This is a genomic window from Streptomyces apocyni (assembly GCF_009739465.1).
Lineage (GTDB): Bacteria > Actinomycetota > Actinomycetes > Streptomycetales > Streptomycetaceae > Streptomyces > Streptomyces apocyni.
On the sequence record NZ_WHOM01000033.1, the window covers coordinates 17,809 to 35,852 of the forward strand.

General features: G+C 71.1%; 13 protein-coding genes. 6 read left to right on the forward strand and 7 right to left on the reverse strand.

Annotated elements, in window-relative coordinates:
- The first annotated feature begins 15 nt into the window (after positions 1–15).
- Positions 16–1,527 (forward strand): glycerol kinase GlpK, encoded by a 1,512-nt coding sequence (gene glpK / locus GCN81_RS00640; RefSeq protein ID WP_156721407.1) that lies wholly within the window; start codon positions 16–18, stop codon positions 1,525–1,527.
- A 72-nt stretch (positions 1,528–1,599) separates the two neighbouring features.
- On the opposite strand, the gene GCN81_RS00645 is transcribed toward glpK, so the two are convergent.
- The 5 genes from GCN81_RS00645 to GCN81_RS00665 form a co-directional block, all read right to left on the reverse strand.
- Entirely contained in the window at positions 1,600–2,208 is a 609-nt protein-coding gene (locus GCN81_RS00645) for a GTP-binding protein (protein WP_156721408.1), read from the reverse strand.
- A gap of 122 nt (positions 2,209–2,330) precedes the next feature.
- The gene (locus GCN81_RS00650; protein ID WP_156721409.1) at positions 2,331–5,915 is read right to left on the reverse strand and encodes a hydantoinase B/oxoprolinase family protein; all 3,585 of its coding nucleotides are present in this window, start codon (positions 5,913–5,915) and stop codon (positions 2,331–2,333) included.
- A 46-nt stretch (positions 5,916–5,961) separates the two neighbouring features.
- Positions 5,962–6,357 (reverse strand): DUF742 domain-containing protein, encoded by a 396-nt coding sequence (locus tag GCN81_RS00655; protein WP_156721410.1) that lies wholly within the window; start codon positions 6,355–6,357, stop codon positions 5,962–5,964.
- A gap of 9 nt (positions 6,358–6,366) precedes the next feature.
- Complete coding sequence (locus GCN81_RS00660; protein WP_156721411.1) at positions 6,367–6,807, reverse strand: roadblock/LC7 domain-containing protein; 441 nt, start codon at positions 6,805–6,807, stop codon at positions 6,367–6,369.
- Positions 6,804–9,554 (reverse strand): sensor histidine kinase, encoded by a 2,751-nt coding sequence (locus tag GCN81_RS00665; protein ID WP_156721412.1) that lies wholly within the window; start codon positions 9,552–9,554, stop codon positions 6,804–6,806. The genes GCN81_RS00660 and GCN81_RS00665 overlap by 4 nt, the downstream gene beginning before the upstream one ends.
- A 350-nt stretch (positions 9,555–9,904) precedes the next feature.
- On the opposite strand from GCN81_RS00665, the gene GCN81_RS00675 reads away from it, so the two are divergent.
- The gene (locus tag GCN81_RS00675; RefSeq protein ID WP_325065084.1) at positions 9,905–10,399 is read left to right on the forward strand and encodes a hypothetical protein; all 495 of its coding nucleotides are present in this window, start codon (positions 9,905–9,907) and stop codon (positions 10,397–10,399) included.
- Here the strand turns inward: GCN81_RS00675 and GCN81_RS00680 are convergent.
- Both GCN81_RS00680 and GCN81_RS00685 read right to left on the reverse strand, forming a co-directional pair.
- Complete coding sequence (locus tag GCN81_RS00680) at positions 10,381–11,658, reverse strand: NAD(P)/FAD-dependent oxidoreductase (protein WP_156721414.1); 1,278 nt, start codon at positions 11,656–11,658, stop codon at positions 10,381–10,383. The two genes, GCN81_RS00675 and GCN81_RS00680, sit on opposite strands and share 19 nt — an antisense overlap.
- Positions 11,655–11,993: a bifunctional 3-phenylpropionate/cinnamic acid dioxygenase ferredoxin subunit gene (locus GCN81_RS00685; protein ID WP_156721415.1), complete on the reverse strand. Its 339-nt coding sequence runs from the start codon at positions 11,991–11,993 to the stop codon at positions 11,655–11,657. Before GCN81_RS00685 ends, GCN81_RS00680 begins: the two co-directional genes overlap by 4 nt.
- A gap of 234 nt (positions 11,994–12,227) precedes the next feature.
- Here GCN81_RS00685 and GCN81_RS00690 point away from each other — a divergent pair, with 234 nt between their 5' ends.
- The 4 genes from GCN81_RS00690 to solA all read left to right on the forward strand — a co-directional run bounded on the left by GCN81_RS00690 (position 12,228) and on the right by solA (position 18,030).
- Positions 12,228–13,031: an IclR family transcriptional regulator gene (locus GCN81_RS00690; protein ID WP_231626308.1), complete on the forward strand. Its 804-nt coding sequence runs from the start codon at positions 12,228–12,230 to the stop codon at positions 13,029–13,031.
- A 228-nt stretch (positions 13,032–13,259) separates the two neighbouring features.
- Positions 13,260–14,345 carry an S-(hydroxymethyl)mycothiol dehydrogenase gene (locus GCN81_RS00695; RefSeq protein ID WP_156721416.1) on the forward strand — a complete coding sequence of 362 codons (1,086 nt, stop codon included), beginning with the start codon at positions 13,260–13,262 and terminating at the stop codon, positions 14,343–14,345.
- Positions 14,345–16,831, forward strand: a complete 2,487-nt coding sequence (locus GCN81_RS00700; protein ID WP_156721417.1) for a GcvT family protein — start codon at positions 14,345–14,347, stop codon at positions 16,829–16,831. The genes GCN81_RS00695 and GCN81_RS00700 overlap by 1 nt, the downstream gene beginning before the upstream one ends.
- A gap of 44 nt (positions 16,832–16,875) precedes the next feature.
- Positions 16,876–18,030 (forward strand): N-methyl-L-tryptophan oxidase, encoded by a 1,155-nt coding sequence (gene solA, locus GCN81_RS00705; protein WP_156721418.1) that lies wholly within the window; start codon positions 16,876–16,878, stop codon positions 18,028–18,030.
- Positions 18,031–18,044: the final 14 nt, after the last annotated feature.

An 18,044-nucleotide genomic window follows, 5' to 3' on the forward strand; every position in this document is an offset into this window, starting at 1 on the left:
GACGAAGAGGTAGCCATGACAGACATGTTCGTCGCCGCCATCGACCAGGGCACTACGTCAAGCCGCTGCATCATCTTCAACCAGGACGGTGCCATCGTCGCCGTCGACCAGCGCGAGCACCGCCAGATCTTCCCGAAGCCGGGCTGGGTGGAGCACGACGCGACCGAGATCTGGTCCAAGGTGCAGGCCGTCGTGGCGGGCGCCATCGCCAAGGCCGGGCTCAGGCCCGACCAGCTCAGCGCGCTGGGCATCACCAACCAGCGCGAGACCACCGTGCTGTGGGACCGCGCCACCGGAAAGCCCGTGCACAACGCCATCGTGTGGCAGGACACCCGTACCTCCGCGCTCTGCGCCGAACTCGGCGGCAAGGACGGCCAGGACCGCTTCCGGGAGCAGACCGGGCTCCCGCTCGCCAGCTACTTCTCCGGGCCCAAGGCCGCCTGGCTGCTGGACAACGTGCCCGGGCTCAGGGCTCGTGCCGAGCGCGGCGAGATAGCCTTCGGCACCATCGACTCCTGGCTCATCTGGAACCTCACGGGCGGTACGCAGGGCGGGGTGCACGTCACCGACGTGACCAACGCCGGGCGCACCATGCTGATGAACCTCCAGACGCTGCAGTGGGACTCCTCGATCCTGTCGGCGATGAACATTCCAGAGGCGATCCTGCCGGAGATCCGGTCATCGGCCGAGGTGTACGGCACCGCCGTCGGCCAGCTCCAGGGCGTGCCGGTCGCCTCGGCGCTCGGCGACCAGCAGGCCGCCGTGTTCGGGCAGGCCTGCTACGACACGGGGACGGCCAAGAACACGTACGGCACCGGTAGCTTCCTGCTGCTCAACACCGGTAACCGGCCGGTGGTGTCGAAGAGCGGGCTGCTCACCACGATGGGCTACCAGATCGGCGGTGAAGCGCCGGTGTACTGCCTGGAGGGGTCCATCGCGATCACCGGGGCGCTGGTGCAGTGGTTCCGTGACCAGCTGGGCATCATCCGCAGCGCGGACGAGATCGAGCCGCTCGCGGCGAGCGTCGAGGACAACGGCGGGGCGTACATCGTGCCCGCGTTCTCCGGACTGTTCGCGCCGTACTGGCGCTCCGACGCCCGTGGCGTGATCACCGGCCTGACCGGGTTCGTCACCAAGGCGCATCTGGCCCGCGCCGTGCTGGAGTCGACCAGCTGGCAGACACGTGAGGTCGTGGACGCCATGTACCAGGACTCCGGTGTGCGGATCACCACCCTGAAGGTCGACGGCGGCATGACCAAGAACAATCTGCTGATGCAGCATCAGGCGGATGTGCTGGGCGTGCCGGTGGTCCGGCCGAAGGTCTCCGAGACGACCTGTCTGGGCGCGGCGTACGCGGCCGGGCTGGCGACCGGCGTGTGGAACGACCTCGACGAGCTGAAGGCGCACTGGCAGCGGGACGCCGAGTGGACTCCGCGGATGCCGGACGAGGTCCGGGAGCGCGAGTACGGCAACTGGCACAAGGCGGTCGAACGCAGCTTCGGCTGGCATGAGGACGGCGAGGGCTGACCCTCGCCACACCGCGGCCCGTACCCCGGTCGGCGGGGGTACGGGCCGTCCTTCGTCAGAGCGTCGCGCGCTTCAGAGCGTCGCGGGCTGGCGGGCCTGGGCCGCGCGGGTCATGGCGTGTTCCACCACGTTGATCAGGACCTCCTTCACCGACTCCCGCTCGCGTGCGTCGGTCAGGATCACGGGGACCTCGTCGTCCAGGTCGAGGGCCTGGCGCACGGTCTCCACCGGGTACCGTGCGGCGCCCTCAAAGCAGTTCACGCCGACCGTGAAGGGTATGCCGCGCCGTTCGAAGTAGTCGATGGCGGCGAAGCAGTCCTCCAGGCGGCGGGTGTCGGCGAGCACCACCGCGCCGAGCGCTCCCTGGGCCAGCTCGTCCCACAGGAACCAGAAGCGGTCCTGCCCAGGAGTGCCGAAGAGATAGAGCACCAGGTCCTCGCGCAGGGTGATCCGCCCGAAGTCCATGGCGACCGTGGTGGTGTTCTTGCCCTCGACGCCGCGGGTGTCGTCGACCGGGCGTCCCGCCTCGGTAAGCCGCTCCTCGGTGCGCAGCGGTTTGATCTCGCTGACCGCGCCGACCAGCGTGGTTTTGCCGACCCCGAAGCCGCCCGCCACCAGGATCTTGAGCGTGACCGGCTCGACGGGGGGCTTGCGGCGTCCAGCAGAGCGCCCGAGGATCATTGACTTCCACTCCTACCGGGGTCCGCGGGCTTGTCCCCGCGCGACCGCTGTGCGACGGTCCGGAACTGCCCGGTGACATACGGCAGTTCCCTCGCAGACTCTAGCGGCGCGTGGGGCCCGGTTCACTCCGGGTGCCCGTATCCGCCACCGCCGGGTGTCTCGACCACCAGGACGTCGCCGGGTGCCAACTGGGCCGAGTCGCTGCCCTGGAGCTCCTCCACGGTGCCGTCCACGCGTTCCACCCGGTTCGCGCCGAGGGCGCCGGGTGCCCCGCCCGCCATGCCGTACGGCGGGACTCTGCGGTGTCCGGAGAGCGTGGACACCGTCACCGCCTCACGGAACCGCAGGCGGCGCACGGCTCCGTCGCCGCCGCGCCAGCGGCCCGCTCCCCCGCTTCCCTCGCGTACGGCGAACTCCTCGAGCAGCACCGGCAGGCGCCACTCCAGGATTTCCGGGTCGGTGAGCCGGGAGTTGGTCATATGGGTCTGGACCACGGGCGCTCCGGCGAAGCCGTCACCCGCTCCGGAGCCGGAGCCCACGGTCTCGTAGTACTGGTGGTGGTCGTTGCCGAAGGTGACGTTGTTCATCGTCCCGGAGCCTTCGGCCTGGACGCCGAGGGCCGCGTAGAGCGTCCCGGTGAGGGCCTGTGAGGTTTCCACGTTCCCGGCGACGACGGCCGCGGGCGGCCGGGGGGCCAGCATGGAGCCGTCGGGGACGATGATGCGCAGCGGCCGCAGACAGCCGTCGTTCAGCGGGATGTCGGCGGCGACCAGGGTGCGGAAGACATACAGCACGGCGGCGTTCACCACGGCGTAGGGGGCGTTGAAGTTGCCGGGCAGTTGGGCGGAGGTGCCGGTGAAGTCGATGGTGGCGCCGCGCTCGGCCCGGTCGACAGTGACGCGGACGCGGATCGTGGCGCCGAGGTCGGTCTCATAGGCGTACGTGCCGTCGTCGAGGGTGTCGATGACGCGCCGTACGGCGTCCTCGGCGTTGTCCTGGACGTGCCGCATATAGGCCTGGACGACGTCGAGGCCGAAGTGGTCGATCATCTTGCCGACCTCTTCGACGCCCTTGGCGTTGGCGGCGATCTGCGCGCGGAAGTCGGCGAGGTTGGTGGCCGGGTTGCGGGACGGGTACGGCGCGTCGGTGAGCAGGCTCAGGGTCTCCGCCTCACGGAAGCGGCCGTTCTCGGCCAGCAGCCAGTTGTCGAAGAGGATGCCCTCCTCCTCGATGCGCTGACTGTCGGCGGGCATCGAGCCGGGCGCGATCCCGCCGATCTCGGCGTGGTGGCCACGGGAGGCGACGTAGAAGAGGATCTCCCTTCCGTCGGCGTTGAACACGGGCGTGATGACCGTGACGTCGGGGAGGTGGGTGCCGCCGTGGTAGGGGTCGTTGACGGCGTAGGCGTCGCCTGGACGCATGGCGTCGCCGCGGCGTCGGATGACCTCCTTGACGGCGGTGCCCATGGAGCCCAGGTGTACGGGGATGTGGGGGGCGTTGGCGACGAGGTTGCCATCCGGGTCGAAGAGCGCGCAGGAGAAGTCGAGCCGCTCCTTGATGTTCACGGACTGGGCGGTGGACTCCAGGCGGGCGCCCATCTGTTCCGCGATCGACATGAAGAGGTTGTTGAAGACCTCCAGCAGGACGGGATCCGCGGCGGTGTCCGCCGTCAGCCCCTGGGGCGCGGACACCCGCTCCATCACCAGATGGCCGTCGTCGTTCATGGCCGCCTGCCAGCCGTCGTCCACGACGGTGGTGGAGTTGGCCTCGGCGATGATCGCTGGCCCGGTCACCCGCTGGCCTGGAGTCAGGTCCTCTCGGTGGTACAGCGGTACGTCGCGCGGGGCACCGGAGGTGTGCAGGCGTACGGTGGCGGGCTCCGGGGACGCGCCGCTGCGCGCGCGTGGCTCGGCGAGGCCCGACAGGTCGGGCGGGTCGGTGAGTCCGGTGGCCTCTACCGAGAGGGCTTCGACGACGATCGGGCGGTCCAGGGCGAAGGAGTAGGTGGCGCGGTGCCGCTCCTCGAAGGCCTCGGCCATGGCCTCCGGGTCGGTGAGGTCCACCGTGAGGGTGGTGTCGGTGCCGTCGTAGCGCAGTTGGGCGCGGCGGGCGATCCGGATGCGGTCGGCGGGGACGTCCTCGGCGAGGAGTTCGGCGCGGGCCGCGTCCTCGAGAGCGTCGGCGGTGCGTCGTACGCGGGGCATCGACGCGGGGTCCAGGGAGGCCTCGATGGACTGCTCGCGCATGGCGGTCGTGTCGGCGAGGCCGATGCCGAGTGCGGAGAGCACCCCGGCCATGGGGGGCACCAGCACGGTACGGATGCCGAGGGAGTCGGCCACGGCGCAGGCGTGCTGGCCGCCCGCGCCGCCGAAGGTGGTGAGCGCGTACCGGGTGACGTCGTGGCCCTTCTGGACCGAGATCCGCTTGATCGCGGCCGCGATGTTGGCGACGGCGATCCGCAGGTAGCCCTCGGCGACCTGCTCGGGGCTGCGGTCGTCGCCTGTCTGATCCCTGATGTCGGCGGCGAGGACGGTGAACCGGTCGCGTACCAGCGCGTCGTCGAGTGGCTGGTCGCCGCCCTGGCCGAAGACGCTGGGGAAGTGGGCCGCCTGGATACGGCCGAGCATGACATTGGCGTCGGTGACCGTGAGCGGGCCGCCGCTTCGGTAGCAGGCCGGTCCCGGGTCGGCTCCGGCCGAGTCCGGACCGACGCGGTACCGGCTGCCGTCGAAGTGCAGGACCGAGCCGCCGCCCGCCGCGACGGTGTGGATGTCGAGCATCGGGGCGCGCAGCCGGACTCCGGCGATCTGGGTGGTGAAGACCCGTTCGTACTCCCCGGCGAAGTGCGAGACGTCGGTGGAGGTGCCGCCCATGTCGAAGCCGATGACCTGGTCGAACCCGGCGCGCTGCGACATCCGCGCCATGCCGACGATGCCGCCCGCTGGCCCGGACAGGATCGCGTCCTTGCCACGGAACTGGCTGGCCTCGGCCAGGCCGCCGTTGGACTGCATGAACATCAGCCGGACGCCCTGAAGCTGGTCGGCGACCTGCTGGACGTAGCGGCGCAGCACCGGTGAGAGATAGGCGTCGACGACGGTCGTGTCGCCGCGCGGCACCAGCTTCATCAGCGGGCTGACCTCGCTGGACAGCGAGATCTGCGGGAAACCGATCCGGGCCGCCAGCTCGCCGATGGCCTGTTCGTGTGCCGGGTGCAGATGGCTGTGCATGCCGACGACCGCGAGGGCGCGGACCCCGTCGTCGTACACCTGTCTGAGCTGCTCGGCGAGGGTGTCGAGGTCAGGTGGCGTGAGGACGGTGCCGTCCGCGGCGAGCCGTTCGTCGGCCTCGATGACGCGCTCGTAGAGGAGTTCGGGCAGGACGATCTCACGGGCGAAGATCTGCGGGCGGTTCTGGTAGGCGATGCGCAGGGCGTCCCGGAAGCCGCGGGTGATGACCAGGGCGGTGCGCTCGCCCTTGCGTTCCAGGAGGGCGTTGGTGGCGACCGTCGTGCCCATCCGTACGGCGTCGATCCGGGCCTCGTCGAGGGGGACGTCGAGCAGGGCGCGGATTCCGGCGACCGCCGAGTCGCGGTAGCGGGCGGGGTTCTCCGAGAGGAGTTTGTGGGTGAGGAGTCGGCCGTCGGGGCGCCGCGCGACGACATCGGTGAACGTTCCGCCACGGTCGATCCAGAACTGCCAGCCAGTCACAGAGTTCCCCTGTTCAGGGCGTACGCGGACGGGTGGTGTCAGGGTGTCAGAGCGCACGCAGACCGTCGATCACGTCGCGCAGAATACCCTCGTCGGGAAGCTGCGCCGGAGGGACGGGGCGTGTCACATGGACCAGTTCGTCGGCCACCAGGTCGCCCACCAGGACCCGGACGACGCCGATGGGCAGATCCAGTTCGGAGGCGAGCTCCGCGATGGACTGGGGTGCCGTGCGGCAGAGTTCGACGATGTCCATGTGCTCGGGCGCCAGGGTCTGGTCCGCCCCGGCGTCGTCCGCGTGCGGTTCGGTGACGACGACCGCGATCAGGTCGAGGCGGTACTGGGCGGCGCTGGTGGTGCGGCCGCGCGTCATGGCGTACGGACGCACCACCGGTCCGGCGTCGTCGTCGAACCAGTGGGGCGCCCCGTAACCGTCGTCACTCATGTCATCCCACTACCCACCCGCGGGCAGATCGGTGCGCGGTGTGGCGCCCAGATGCACACCTACCCGCTTGACGAGCAGCGTCATCTCGTACGCGACCTGGCCGACGTCGGAGTCCGCGTCGGACAGCACGGCCAGGCAACTGCCGTCGCCCGCGGCCGTGACGAACAGGAAGGCGTCGTCCAGCTCGACCACGGTCTGGCGGACTCTGCCCGCCTCGAAGTGGCGGCCGACGCCCTTGGCGAGGCTGTGGAAGCCGGAGGCCACGGCGGCCAGATGCTCGCTGTCCTCGCGGGTCAGGTCCTTGGAGACGCCGGTGGGCAGGCCGTCGCCGGACAGCACGAGTGCCTTGCGGATGCTGGCGACCCGGGTCACCAGGTCGTCGAGCAGCCAGTTCAGCTCGCCTGAGCCTCGGCGGTCGGTGCTCTGTGCGGCGGTCTGTGGTGCGGTCATCGACCGTCCCCCTCCGGTGTGGTGCGGTCTGGTGCTTCGGGTGTCGCTGCTGTCTGTGCCTGTGTCTGTGCCTGTGGTGCCTCTGGTGCCTCGGATGCGGCGTTGTCCCGGCGTCCGCGCTGCCAGCCGCGCTGTAGGGAGGCCATCCTGCTGCGTACCTCGTCGGGATCGCGGTCGTCCAGGGGCGGGTCGTCGGCCGCGGGCTCGCGTGGCTGGCTGTCCCTCAGTTGCGGGGCGATGCTGGCCTGTCGTACTCGGCGGGGCAGGGCGCCGCCGGGCTGGGGGGTGGGCGTGGCGTCGCCGGTGGGTTCGGTGGGGTCGGTGCGCTCGGGGGCCGGTTCGGGGGCGACGGACCGTACGGGGCCGGTGGGGCGCTCGGGGCCGCGGTCCCTGGGCTGGGTGACCCGGCGGCCGTGCGAGCTCACCAGCTTGGGGGTCCTGCGACGCGGCAACGGGACCGGGCCCGAGGTGGCGTGCGACGGCTCGCCGTGACGGTCCTTGGCGCCACCGGCCGGTTCCTCGTCCCCGGGCCTGCGATGCCGCTCGCCCAGGCTCGCGGGCGCCGGGCGGCGCGGCCGGAACAGACCACCGCGCTCACTGTCCTCGTCGCCGATGTCCCCCAGGCCGCCGAAGTCGTCGAGATCGCCTAGGTCGCCGAGGTCGTCCAAGACGTCGATGCCGAGTCCCCCCGAGCCGACGGGGGCTTCGAGTTCCACCGGGCCGTCGACCACCGAGTGCGGCAGTCCGGGACGGCTGACGGGCACCTTGGAGAGCTGGACCGTACGGTCGGCCGACGTCCCGTGTCGCTGGGCCTGGCGGGCGCGGTCCAGGCGGAACCCGGCCCCGTCCGTGTCCTGGGCTTCGGTGAGCAGGGCGTCGGGGATGAAGATCACGGCGGTGGTTCCGCCGTACGGGGAGGGCTGGAGCGAAACCCGGATGTGCTGGCGCTGCGCGAGACGGCTGACCACGAACAGGCCGAGCCGGTCGGTGTCGGACAGCTCGAACTCGGGGGTCTCGGCGAGCCGCAGATTGGCGTCCAGGAGCGCCTCCTGGGTCATCCCGAGGCCACGGTCATGGATCTCCAGCGTGAAGCCGTTGGCGACCCGGTCGCCGTGCACCTGGACGGCGGTGTGCGGGGGTGAGAACACCGTGGCGTTCTCCAGGAGTTCCGCGGCGAGGTGGGTGAGGTCGGCGACGGCGGGTCCGGTCACGGCGATCCGCGGCAGGCGTCGTACCTCGATGCGCTCGTAGTCCTCGACCTCGGCCACCGCGGCCCGTACGACGTCCATCAGCTGGACGGGTCTGCGCCACTGTCGGGAGGGAGCGGCGCCGGAGAGGATCACCAGGCCCTCCGCGTGCCGCCGCATCCGGGTGGTGAGGTGGTCGAGGCGGAACAGGTCGGCGAGTTCCTCGGTGTCCTCGGTCCTGCGCTCCATGGTGTCGAGCAGGGTGAGCTGCTTGTGCAGCAGGACCTGGCTGCGGCGGGCGAGGTTGACGAACACCTCGGAGACGCCGCGTCGCATGTCGGCCTGTTTGACGGCGGCTTCGACTGCGGCCCGCTGCAGGGTGTTCAGGGCCTGGCCCACCTGGCCCAGCTCGTCCTTGGCGTACACCAGTCGGGGCGCCTCGGTACTGACGTCGACGTGTTCGCCCGCGGCGAGCCTGCGCATCACGCTGGGCAGCCGCACTCCGGAGGCCTCGTGCGCCTCCTGGCTGAGCCGGGACAGGTCCCGGACCAGGCCACGTCCGACGCGTATGGACAGGAACAGCGAGGCGGCCAGGGACAGTAGTCCGAGTACGGCCACGGCACCCGCCTTGAGCAGGAACTCTACGGCGATCGGTGCGACCCGGTCCTGGTAGCGGTCGCCCGCGGCGGTGTTGCGTTCCTTGAGCTCGTCCAGCACGGAGCCCGCCGCCTTGTCCCAGCGGGCGGACGTCAGGCCTTGCGGAGCGCCCGGCCGGGCTGCCGTGATCGTCTTCTCGGCCGCCCGCAGGGGCGCGGTGGCCGGGCCCTTCCAGAACTGCTCGAATCTCTCGCGCTCACTGTGCGGCAGGAGGGAGAGGTTGACCTCGTACAGCAGCTCACGCTGGGCGATCAGGTCGGATATCTGCCGCAGCTCCGGTGCCTCGATCCGCTGGGCGACGAGTGCTGACCCGAGCAACGCGTCTTCCCGGGAGAGGAGTTCCCTGGCCCGGGTGACGCCGACCAGCGCGCGGCCCTGCTTGTCCATCTCGACGTCGTCCAGGCCGTGCAGGGTCTGCAGGAAGTCGTAGCAGGGGGCGATCAGTTTGGTATAGATGTCCAGGGCCTGGGCGCGGGTGAACGGGCCGTCCTCGACGGAGTGGCGCAGCGACTCGATGCCGTCGAAGGCCTCGACGATCGAGGCGAGCCGGCTCTTGGAGTTCTTGGCCAGTTCGCCCTGGACTTCCTCGTCTTCGGCGTTCGACTTGATACGGGAGAGCACGGCGTCGGTCGCGGCGTGCTGGCGGCGCAGGGTGGCCAGCGCGTCCGATGCCCGCGGGTCGGCCAGGTAGACCAGGGCTTGTCGGCGCTCTTCCTGGAGGACTCGGGCCGCGTCCTCGATGGGGTAACCGACCTTGTCGACGATGTACTCGACGCCGCGCAACTGGTCTGCCTCACGCCAGGTGACCACCGTCGCCACGCCTCCGATGGCGGTCAGCGAAACCAGCGGCACCAAGAGCAACGCCACGATCTTCCGGCGGATGGACTTCCCGCGAAAGCGCATGGCCTCCCCCAGCTCAGCCCCCGTGACCGGGGGTACGTGCGTCAACAAACGGCGCGAGCCTACTACTGCGACAGGAGTAACTCGAAGGCATGTCCGGTCGCTTTTCAGCCGAACAGCGTGGCGGACGTCGGGAGTTATCCGGCTTTACGAGGTGATAGCTGACCAGCATCGGGGCTCGGTGGCCCGGCGCCGCCCGGCCACTCCTTCGTATCGGATGGCCGGAAATCTTCGGTCGCGGGAATCTTCGGCACCTGTCATTCGTCCTGCCGTACGGGAGTTGGGTACAGATTGCGCCACCCGGTGCGGCGAGGCCGCAAGTGCGGCTGGGGCAGTGCTCAGGGTGGCATAAAATGCCGCAAGCCGGGCAGTTAGTGAGAGGTCGGACCCGCACGGAGTCGGGTGGCCGATTGCACGGCAGCGGGGCAGTGGGGAGTGACGTGGGCGTGGGGATGTCAGAACGACGGGGGCCGGGTGGACAGCTGTGGGTGGAGGAACCAGCAACGCGGGCGCGGATGCCTGATCCGGTACGGGACGCGGCTGTGCGGGCGGTGCTCTTCGTGGCGGTGACGCTGATTCAGGCCATGGTGGCCGTTCTGTGCACGCTGACCGGGTCCTGGCTGGCTTTCCCGATGGTGATCGGGACGGTCGTCGGCACGGTGGTGGCCACGTGGGGCGTGCTGGACGTGTGGGTCACCCGGCAGGTGTGGAACCAGCGGAACGGCGTGGTGTCGACGCCGAGCAGTTCGGCGCGGCAGTTGCACAAGGAGCGGCGGCGGGCGCGCCGTGCGGCGCGGGCGGCGGCACGGGCGCGGCCATCGGCGAGCGGTCAGCTGTCGCAGGCATGACCGCTGGGCCTCGGATGGACACCTGATGGACCTCGGATAGACCGCGGATCAGACAGTTCGGGATGGTCGGTGGCGGGGTCGCGTAGAGCGCGGCGGGCGCGCAGGAAGGGGCGGGGGCGGTCGACGGCGAGTACGGCGACGGTGTGACCCGCGCGCTCGTAGCGGGCGAGGAAGCTCCCCTCGGCCAGGGAGCCTTCGGCGATCTCGACGGTGTCGCCGTCCTGCCGGTGGCCCGCGAACTGGATCCGGGCGCCGTACTGGTCGGACCAGAAGTACGGAACCGTCCGCAGGGTCTCCGTGGTGCGTCCGGCCAGCAGGTTGCGTACGGCGACGGCGGGCTGCTCGGTGGCGCTGGTCCAGTGTTCGGCCCGGATGCCGCCGACCTTGGCCACGTCTCCGACGGCGACCACCTGGGGCAGCGCGGTGACGCACCCGTCGTCGCAGATCACCCCGCCGTCGATGGCGTCGAGGGCGAGTGACGAGCCGGAGAGCCAGCGGGTCTGTGGGTGGGCGCCGATGCCGACGATCACCAGGTCCGCCGCGAGCAGGCGGCCGTCGGTGAGCTCGACTCCGGTGACGGCCCTGTCGTGCGCGCTCCCGCCTGAGCCCGTGACCGTACGCCCGGCGTGGAGGGCCGCGACGCCGGTGCCGCAGATCAGCCGCACCCCGCCGCGTTGATGCAGACCCGCGCAGAACGCGGCCATGTCCGCGCCGAGTTGCGGCACCAGCGGCAGCGGTGCGGCCTCGATGACCGTGACGTCGTGGCCGAGCGCGGCACAGGAGGACGCGGTCTCCGCACCGATGAAGCCGCCTCCGATGACGACGATCTGTCGTGGCCCGTTGGCCAGTTCGGTGCGGAGGGCGCGGGCGTTCCCCAGCGTGCGCAGCACATGGACACCGGCGTACGCGGGCCCCGGCAGCATGCGCGGGCCGGCACCGGTGGCGATGACCACGCCGTCGGTGGTGAGGGTCCTGCCGTCCGCCAGGAGCACGGCGCGCCCCTGGGGGTCGAGCCCCTGAGCGGGCATCCCGAGCAGCCATTCGGCGTCGAGCTCGGCGCTCTCCTCCTCGTCGCAGAGGGCGAGCTGTTCCTCGTCCGCCTTGCCCGTCAGGAAGTCCTTGGACAGCGGCGGACGGTCGTACGGGCGGTGTGGTTCGGCGCCGACGACCACCAGCCGCCCGTCGAACCCCTGGCCGCGCAGAGCGCGCGCCGCGTAGAGCCCGGCGAGCGAGGCGCCGACCACGGTGACGGTCCTCATGCGGCACTGCCCTCCTCGGCGACCTGGCACACGTCGGCCGCCACCCGCACGACGACCATGCCGTCGTCCACGGTCACCTGATGGGTGCGCAGCGCGCGGCGGGCGGGCAGGCAGAGCGGCATTCCGGTACGAAGGTCGAATGACGCGGCGTGCAGCGGGCATTCGACCGATGCGCCCTCCAGCCATCCGTCGGACAGCGACGCGTCCTGGTGGGTGCAGGTGTCATCGACGGCGAACAGCTCGCCGTCGGCATGGAACACGGCGATCGGAGGCGTGGTGTCGATGCGGACACTCGCGCCCTCGGGGAGGTCTTGCAGACGGCAGACGGGTATCACGGGACCCCCTGTGGATGCACGACTGTTCGGTAACATCAGGTTGCGTATAGCGCTCTCGAGAGCGTTATACGCAACAGAATCCGGGTGGGAAGCGAGCCGCGTCAAGCGCTTCCCTACAATGCGGCCCTGACCAGGTCGCCAGGGGGTGAGAGCGGAGCTATGGCCGGCAAGCGGAGTGAGGACGACGTGAGTGAGCAGAGGCAGGAGGGACAGCCGAGGCGGGAGAAGCGGTCCGTGGGTCCGGACAGGTCCGCGGGCGGCCCCGAGAAGCACGGCAAGGCCACCGCCAGCGCCGTGCAGTCCGTAGACCGTGCCGTGACCGTCCTGGAGATCCTCGCCGAGCGCGGCGAGGCAGGCGCGTCCGAGATCGCGGACGCGCTGGAGGTGCACCGGTCCACGGCGTTCCGGCTGCTCGGCGTGCTCGAGAACCGTGGCCTGGTCACCCAGTCCCAGGACCGCGGCAAGTACTACCTGGGGGCCGGGGTGCTGCGCCTCGCGGGCGCGGCCGCGGTGCGCCTGGACATCTCCCAGGAGGGCGCCCCGGTCTGCCGCGACCTCGCCGACGAGCTGGGCGAGACGGTCAACATAGCGGTGCTGGACGACGACGCCGCGGTCAACATCATGCAGGCGCGCGGCTCGGCTTCCGTCACGGCACAGAACTGGCTGGGCCGCCGCACCCCGCTGCACGCCACCTCCAGCGGCAAGGTGCTGCTCGCCTATCTGCCGCCGACCCTGCGCGAGGGCCTGCTCGCCCGCACCCTGCCACGGTTCACCGACCACACGGTGACCGGCACGGCGGCGCTGCGGGCCGAACTCGAAGCGGTGGTGGAGCAGGGGTACGCCCTGGCGATGGAGGAGCTGGAGGTGGGACTGACCTCGGCGGCGGCGCCGGTGCGCGCGCACGACGGGAAGGTGATCGGCGCGATCAGTGTCTCCGGGCCCGTATACCGCCTGACCGAGGACCGCCTAGAGGAGCTCGCCAAACGCACGGTCGTGGTGGCGGCGGACCTGTCCCGCCGGATGGGGTACGGCTTCTGAACGACTCCCGTCGAGACGGATAGCGGACACACGAGTCGGAGACACAAGCGACGCGGGGCCAGCTGGGGCTGGCCCCGCGTCGCTGTGGTGTCCGACGCGTTTCTCCCCCGCCTCCAGACCATTTCCCCGGGCTTGACGCCGCCCCCTTGACGGCACGATGCGGCGTTCTCACTATGTCTCTCATAGCGCAACGCATCGTGCTGTGCGCAACATCGGGAGGTGGGGGCCGTGCCGTACGAAGTCCGTGCTGTGGTCGCCGTGAAGAGGGACGCGCCGGTGGAGGTCCGGACGATCGTCGTGCCGGATCCTGGCCCCTCGGAGGTTCTCGTCGCCGTACAGGCCTGCGGGGTCTGCCACACGGATCTGCACTACCGGGAAGGCGCGATCAGCGACGACTTCCCGTTCCTGCTCGGCCATGAGGCGGCGGGCACCATCGAGGCCGTCGGCGCGGATGTCACCGACCTCGTACCCGGCGACTACGTGGTGATCGCCTGGCGTGCGCCCTGCGGTGCCTGCCGCTCCTGTCGCCGCGGCCGCCCCTGGTACTGCTTCGACTCCCTGAACGCCACCCAGCCGATGACGCTGCCGGACGGCACCCCGCTCTCGCCCGCCCTGGGCATCGGCGCCTTCGCCGAGAAAACCCTGATCGCGGCCGGGCAGGCGGTGAAGGTCGACCCGGCGGCCCGCCCCGAGGCGGCCGGGCTCATCGGCTGTGGGGTGATGGCCGGGTACGGCGCCGCGGTGCACACCGGGGGCGTACAGCGCGGCGACACCGTCGCCGTCATCGGCTGCGGCGGCGTCGGCAACGCCGCGATCGCCGGTGCCTCACTGGCCGGGGCCCGCCGGGTCATCGCCGTCGACATCGACGACGCCAAGCTGAACGGCGCGGAGCGGTTCGGCGCCACGCACACCGTCAACTCGCGCGGCACGGACCCGGTCGCCGCCGTGCGCGAGCTGACCGGCGGCTTCGGCGTGGATCTCGCGATCGACGCGGTGGGCCGCCCGGAGACGTACCGCCAGGCCTTTTTCATGCGTGACCACGCGGGCGTGCTGGTCCAGGTCGGCGTTCCGGACCCGGAGGTGACGATCGAGCTGCCGCTGATCGACCTCTTCTCGCGCGGCGGCTCGCTCAAGTCGTCCTGGTACGGCGACTGTCTGCCCACCCGGGACTTTCCGATCCTCATCGACCAGTACCTCAGCGGCAGACTCGATCTGGGCGGCTTCGTCACCGAGACGATCTCCCTGGAGCGGGTCGAGGAGGCCTTCGCCGCGATGCGGCGCGGCGAGGTGCTGCGCTCGGTGGTGGTGTTCTGATGCGCGCGGTCATCATCGGCGCCGGGATCGTCGGCTGCTCCCTGGCCGACGAGCTCACCGCACGCGGCTGGCGCGACGTGACCGTACTGGAGCAGGGTCCGCTGCCCGCGCCCGGGGGCTCCACCTCGCACGCGCCCGGACTCGTCTTCCAGACCAGCCCGCGCAGGACGCTCACCGAGTTCGCCGCCTACACCGTGCGGAAGTTCGGGTCGCTGATCGTGGACGGACAGCCGTGTTTCACCCCGGTGGGCGGCCTGGAGCTGGCGACCACCCCGGAGCGCTGGGCCGATCTACACCGCAAGGCGGGTCTGGCCGCCGCCTGGGGCGTCCGCGGCGAACTCATCCCGCCGCGACGCTGCCAGGAGCTGTGGCCCCTGCTCGACGCCACGAAGGTGCTCGGCGGGTTCCTCACCCCCGATGACGGCCTGGCCCGCGCGGTGCCCGCCTGCCGCGCCCAGCGCGAGCGGGCCGAGCGGCGCGGCGCCCGCTTCCTGGACCGGCACACCGTCACGGGTATCGAGCGCGAAGACGGCCGGGTCACCGGCGTCGTCACCGACCGGGGCACCTTCCCCGCCGACCATGTGGTGTCCGCGGCCGGGTTCTGGGGCCCGGTGATCGGGCGGATGGCCGGGGTGGACGTACCGCTGCTGCCACTCGCCCACCAATACGCCACGACCGCGCCGCTGCCCGGTCTCGCCGCGGCGACCGGAACGGCGACCGGAACGGAGCCCGGCTCGGCGCCCGGCTCAGCGCCGCCCTGCTCAGCGCCCAGCGCCGACGCCTCGCGGCCGATCCTGCGCTTCCAGGACCGCGACCTGTACTTCCGCGAGCACGGCGACCGCCTCGGTATCGGCTCGTACGCCCATCGCCCGCTGCCCGTCGACGCGTTCACCGTCCCGGGCTATGACGACGCGCCGGTGATGCCGTCCTCGTACCCCTTCACGGAGGAGGACTTCGCGCCGAGCTGGGACGACTGCGCGTGGCTGATCCCGGCACTCGCCCACTCCAAGGTCGAGGAGGGCTTCAACGGCGTCTTCTCCTTCACGCCCGACGGCATGCCGGTGATCGGGGAGTCCCGTGCGCTGCGCGGCTTCTGGCTGGCGGAGGCCGTGTGGGTGACGCACTCGGCGGGCGTCGCGCGGGCCGTCGCCGCGTGGATGACCACCGGGAACCCCGGCATCGACGTCCACGCGTGCGAGCTGACCCGCTTCGAGGACGCCCAGCGCTCCCCCCGCTATGTCGCCGATCGCGGTGCCCGGCAGTTCGTCGAGGTGTACGACGTCATCCACCCCCTCCAGCCGATCGAGCAGCCGCGCCCGCTGCGGGTCAGCCCCTTCTACGCCCGCCAGCGCGAACTCGGCGCGTACTTCCTGGAAGGCGGCGGCTGGGAGCGCCCGCACTGGTACGAGGTGAACGCCCCGCTCACCGACGGCCTCGCGGTCCCCGAGCGGGACTCCTGGTCGGCCCGCTACTGGTCGCCGATCGCCGCGGCCGAGGCCAAGGCGACACGGGAGCGAGTCGCCCTGTACGACATGACGCCGCTCAGGCGCCTGGAGGTCAGCGGGCCCGGCGCGCTGGACTTCCTGCAGTACATGACCTCCAACAACGTGGCGAAGCGGCCCGGTTCGGTGACGTACACGCTGCTCCTCGACACGAACGGAGGAATACGTTCCGACCTCACGGTGGCCCGGCTCGGCGCGCACCACTTCCAGGTGGGGGCCAACTCCCCCGCGGACCTGGACTGGCTGCTGCGGCACGCGCCCGACGATGTGTGGATACGGGACATCACCGCCGGGACCTGCTGTGTCGGGGTGTGGGGGCCACTGGCCCGCGAGCTGGTCCAGCCGCTCACCCGCGACGACTTCTCGCACCAGGCGTTCGGCTACTTCAAGGCCCGGCAGACCTACGTCGGCGAGGTGCCGGTCACCGCGATGCGGCTGAGCTACGTCGGTGAGCTGGGCTGGGAGTTGTACACCAGTGCCGATCTCGGGCTCAGGCTCTGGGACACGCTCTGGGCGGCGGGCCAGCCGCTCGGCGTGGTCGCGGCAGGACGCTCGGCCTTCAACAGCCTGCGCCTGGAGAAGGGGTACCGCGCCTGGGGCCACGACATGAGCACCGAGCACACGCCGTACGAGGCGGGGGTCGGCTTCGCCGTACGGCTCGACCGGGGCGACTTCGTCGGGCGCACGGCGCTTGACCCGCTGGCCGAGCCCGAGCGCAGACTCACGGCGCTCACCCTGGACGATCCCGCCGCGGTCGTCCTGGGCCAGGAGCCGGTGTACCTGCGAGGGCACACCGGGGACGCGTGCGGCTATGTCACCAGCGCCGCGTACGGCTACACCCTGGGCCGGTGCGTGGCGTACGGCTGGCTGCCGCCGCTCCCGACGGGGGCCGCGGTGGATATCGCGTACTTCGGCGAGCGGTTGCCCGCGACCGTCGCCGACGAGCCGCTGTTCGACCCGAAGATGACCCACATTCTGCGCTGATTCCTGATCGCCCCCCTTGCCCGTCTCTCGCCCGGGAGGCCCTGATGTCCCCCACCTTCGATGTGATCGTGATCGGCCTCGGCGGCATGGGCAGCGCCGCCGCGCACCAGCTGTCGGCGCGCGGTGCCCGCGTCCTGGGCCTGGAGAAGTTCGGCCCGGTGCACCGCCGGGGCTCCAGCCACGGCGGTTCGCGGATCACCCGCCAGTCGTACTTCGAGGACCCCGCGTACGTGCCGCTGCTGCTGCGCTCCTACGAGCTCTACGAGCGTCTTGAGCGGGAGAGCGGACGGCGGATCGCCGCCCTGTGCGGCGGGGTGATGCTCGGCTGCCCGGACAGCAGAGTGGTCGCGGGCTCCCTGCTGTCCGCCGAGAAGTGGGGGCTGCCGCACGAGCTTCTGGACGCTCCGGAGATCCGGCGGCGCTTCCCCACCCTGGCCCCGGGCGACGACGAGGTCGCGCTGTACGAGGCGCGGGCCGGTCTGCTGCGCCCGGAGAGCACCGTCGCCGCCCAGCTGCAACTCGCCACCCGCGCGGGGGCCGACCTGCACTTCGACGAGCCGGTCACCCGCTGGGAGCCGTACCGGGATGGCGTACGGGTGCACACGCCCGACGACACGTACACCGCGGGCCAGCTGGTGATCTGCCCGGGGGCCTGGGCGCCGGGGCTGCTCGCCGACCTGGGGGTGCCGTTCGCCATCGAGCGGCAGGTCATGTACTGGTTCCAGCCGACCGGCGGAGTGCGTCCGTACGCCCCCGAACGCCACCCCGTCTACATCTGGGAGGACGCCGCCGGAACGCAGGTCTACGGGTTCCCAGCGCTCGACGGGCCGGACGGCGGCGCCAAGGTGGCCTTCTTCCGTAAGGGCACCCTCTGCACCCCCGAGACGATCGACCGGACCGTGCACGACGACGAGGTGGCGGCGATGGCGGCGCAGGCGGGGCGTCGACTGCCGTCGCTGCCCGGCGACTTCCTCCATGCGGCGACCTGTATGTACACCACCACACCCGATGAGCACTTCGTGATCGCCCGGCATCCGGCACACCCCGAGGCGGTGACCGTGGCGTGCGGGTTCTCCGGGCATGGCTTCAAGTTCGTGCCGGTCGTCGGGGAGATCCTCGCCGACCTGGCGCTGCGGGGCACCACCGAGCACCCCATCGAGCTGTTCCACCCGTCACGGCTCACCGCCGCACCTGTCTGAACGATGCGAGAGGC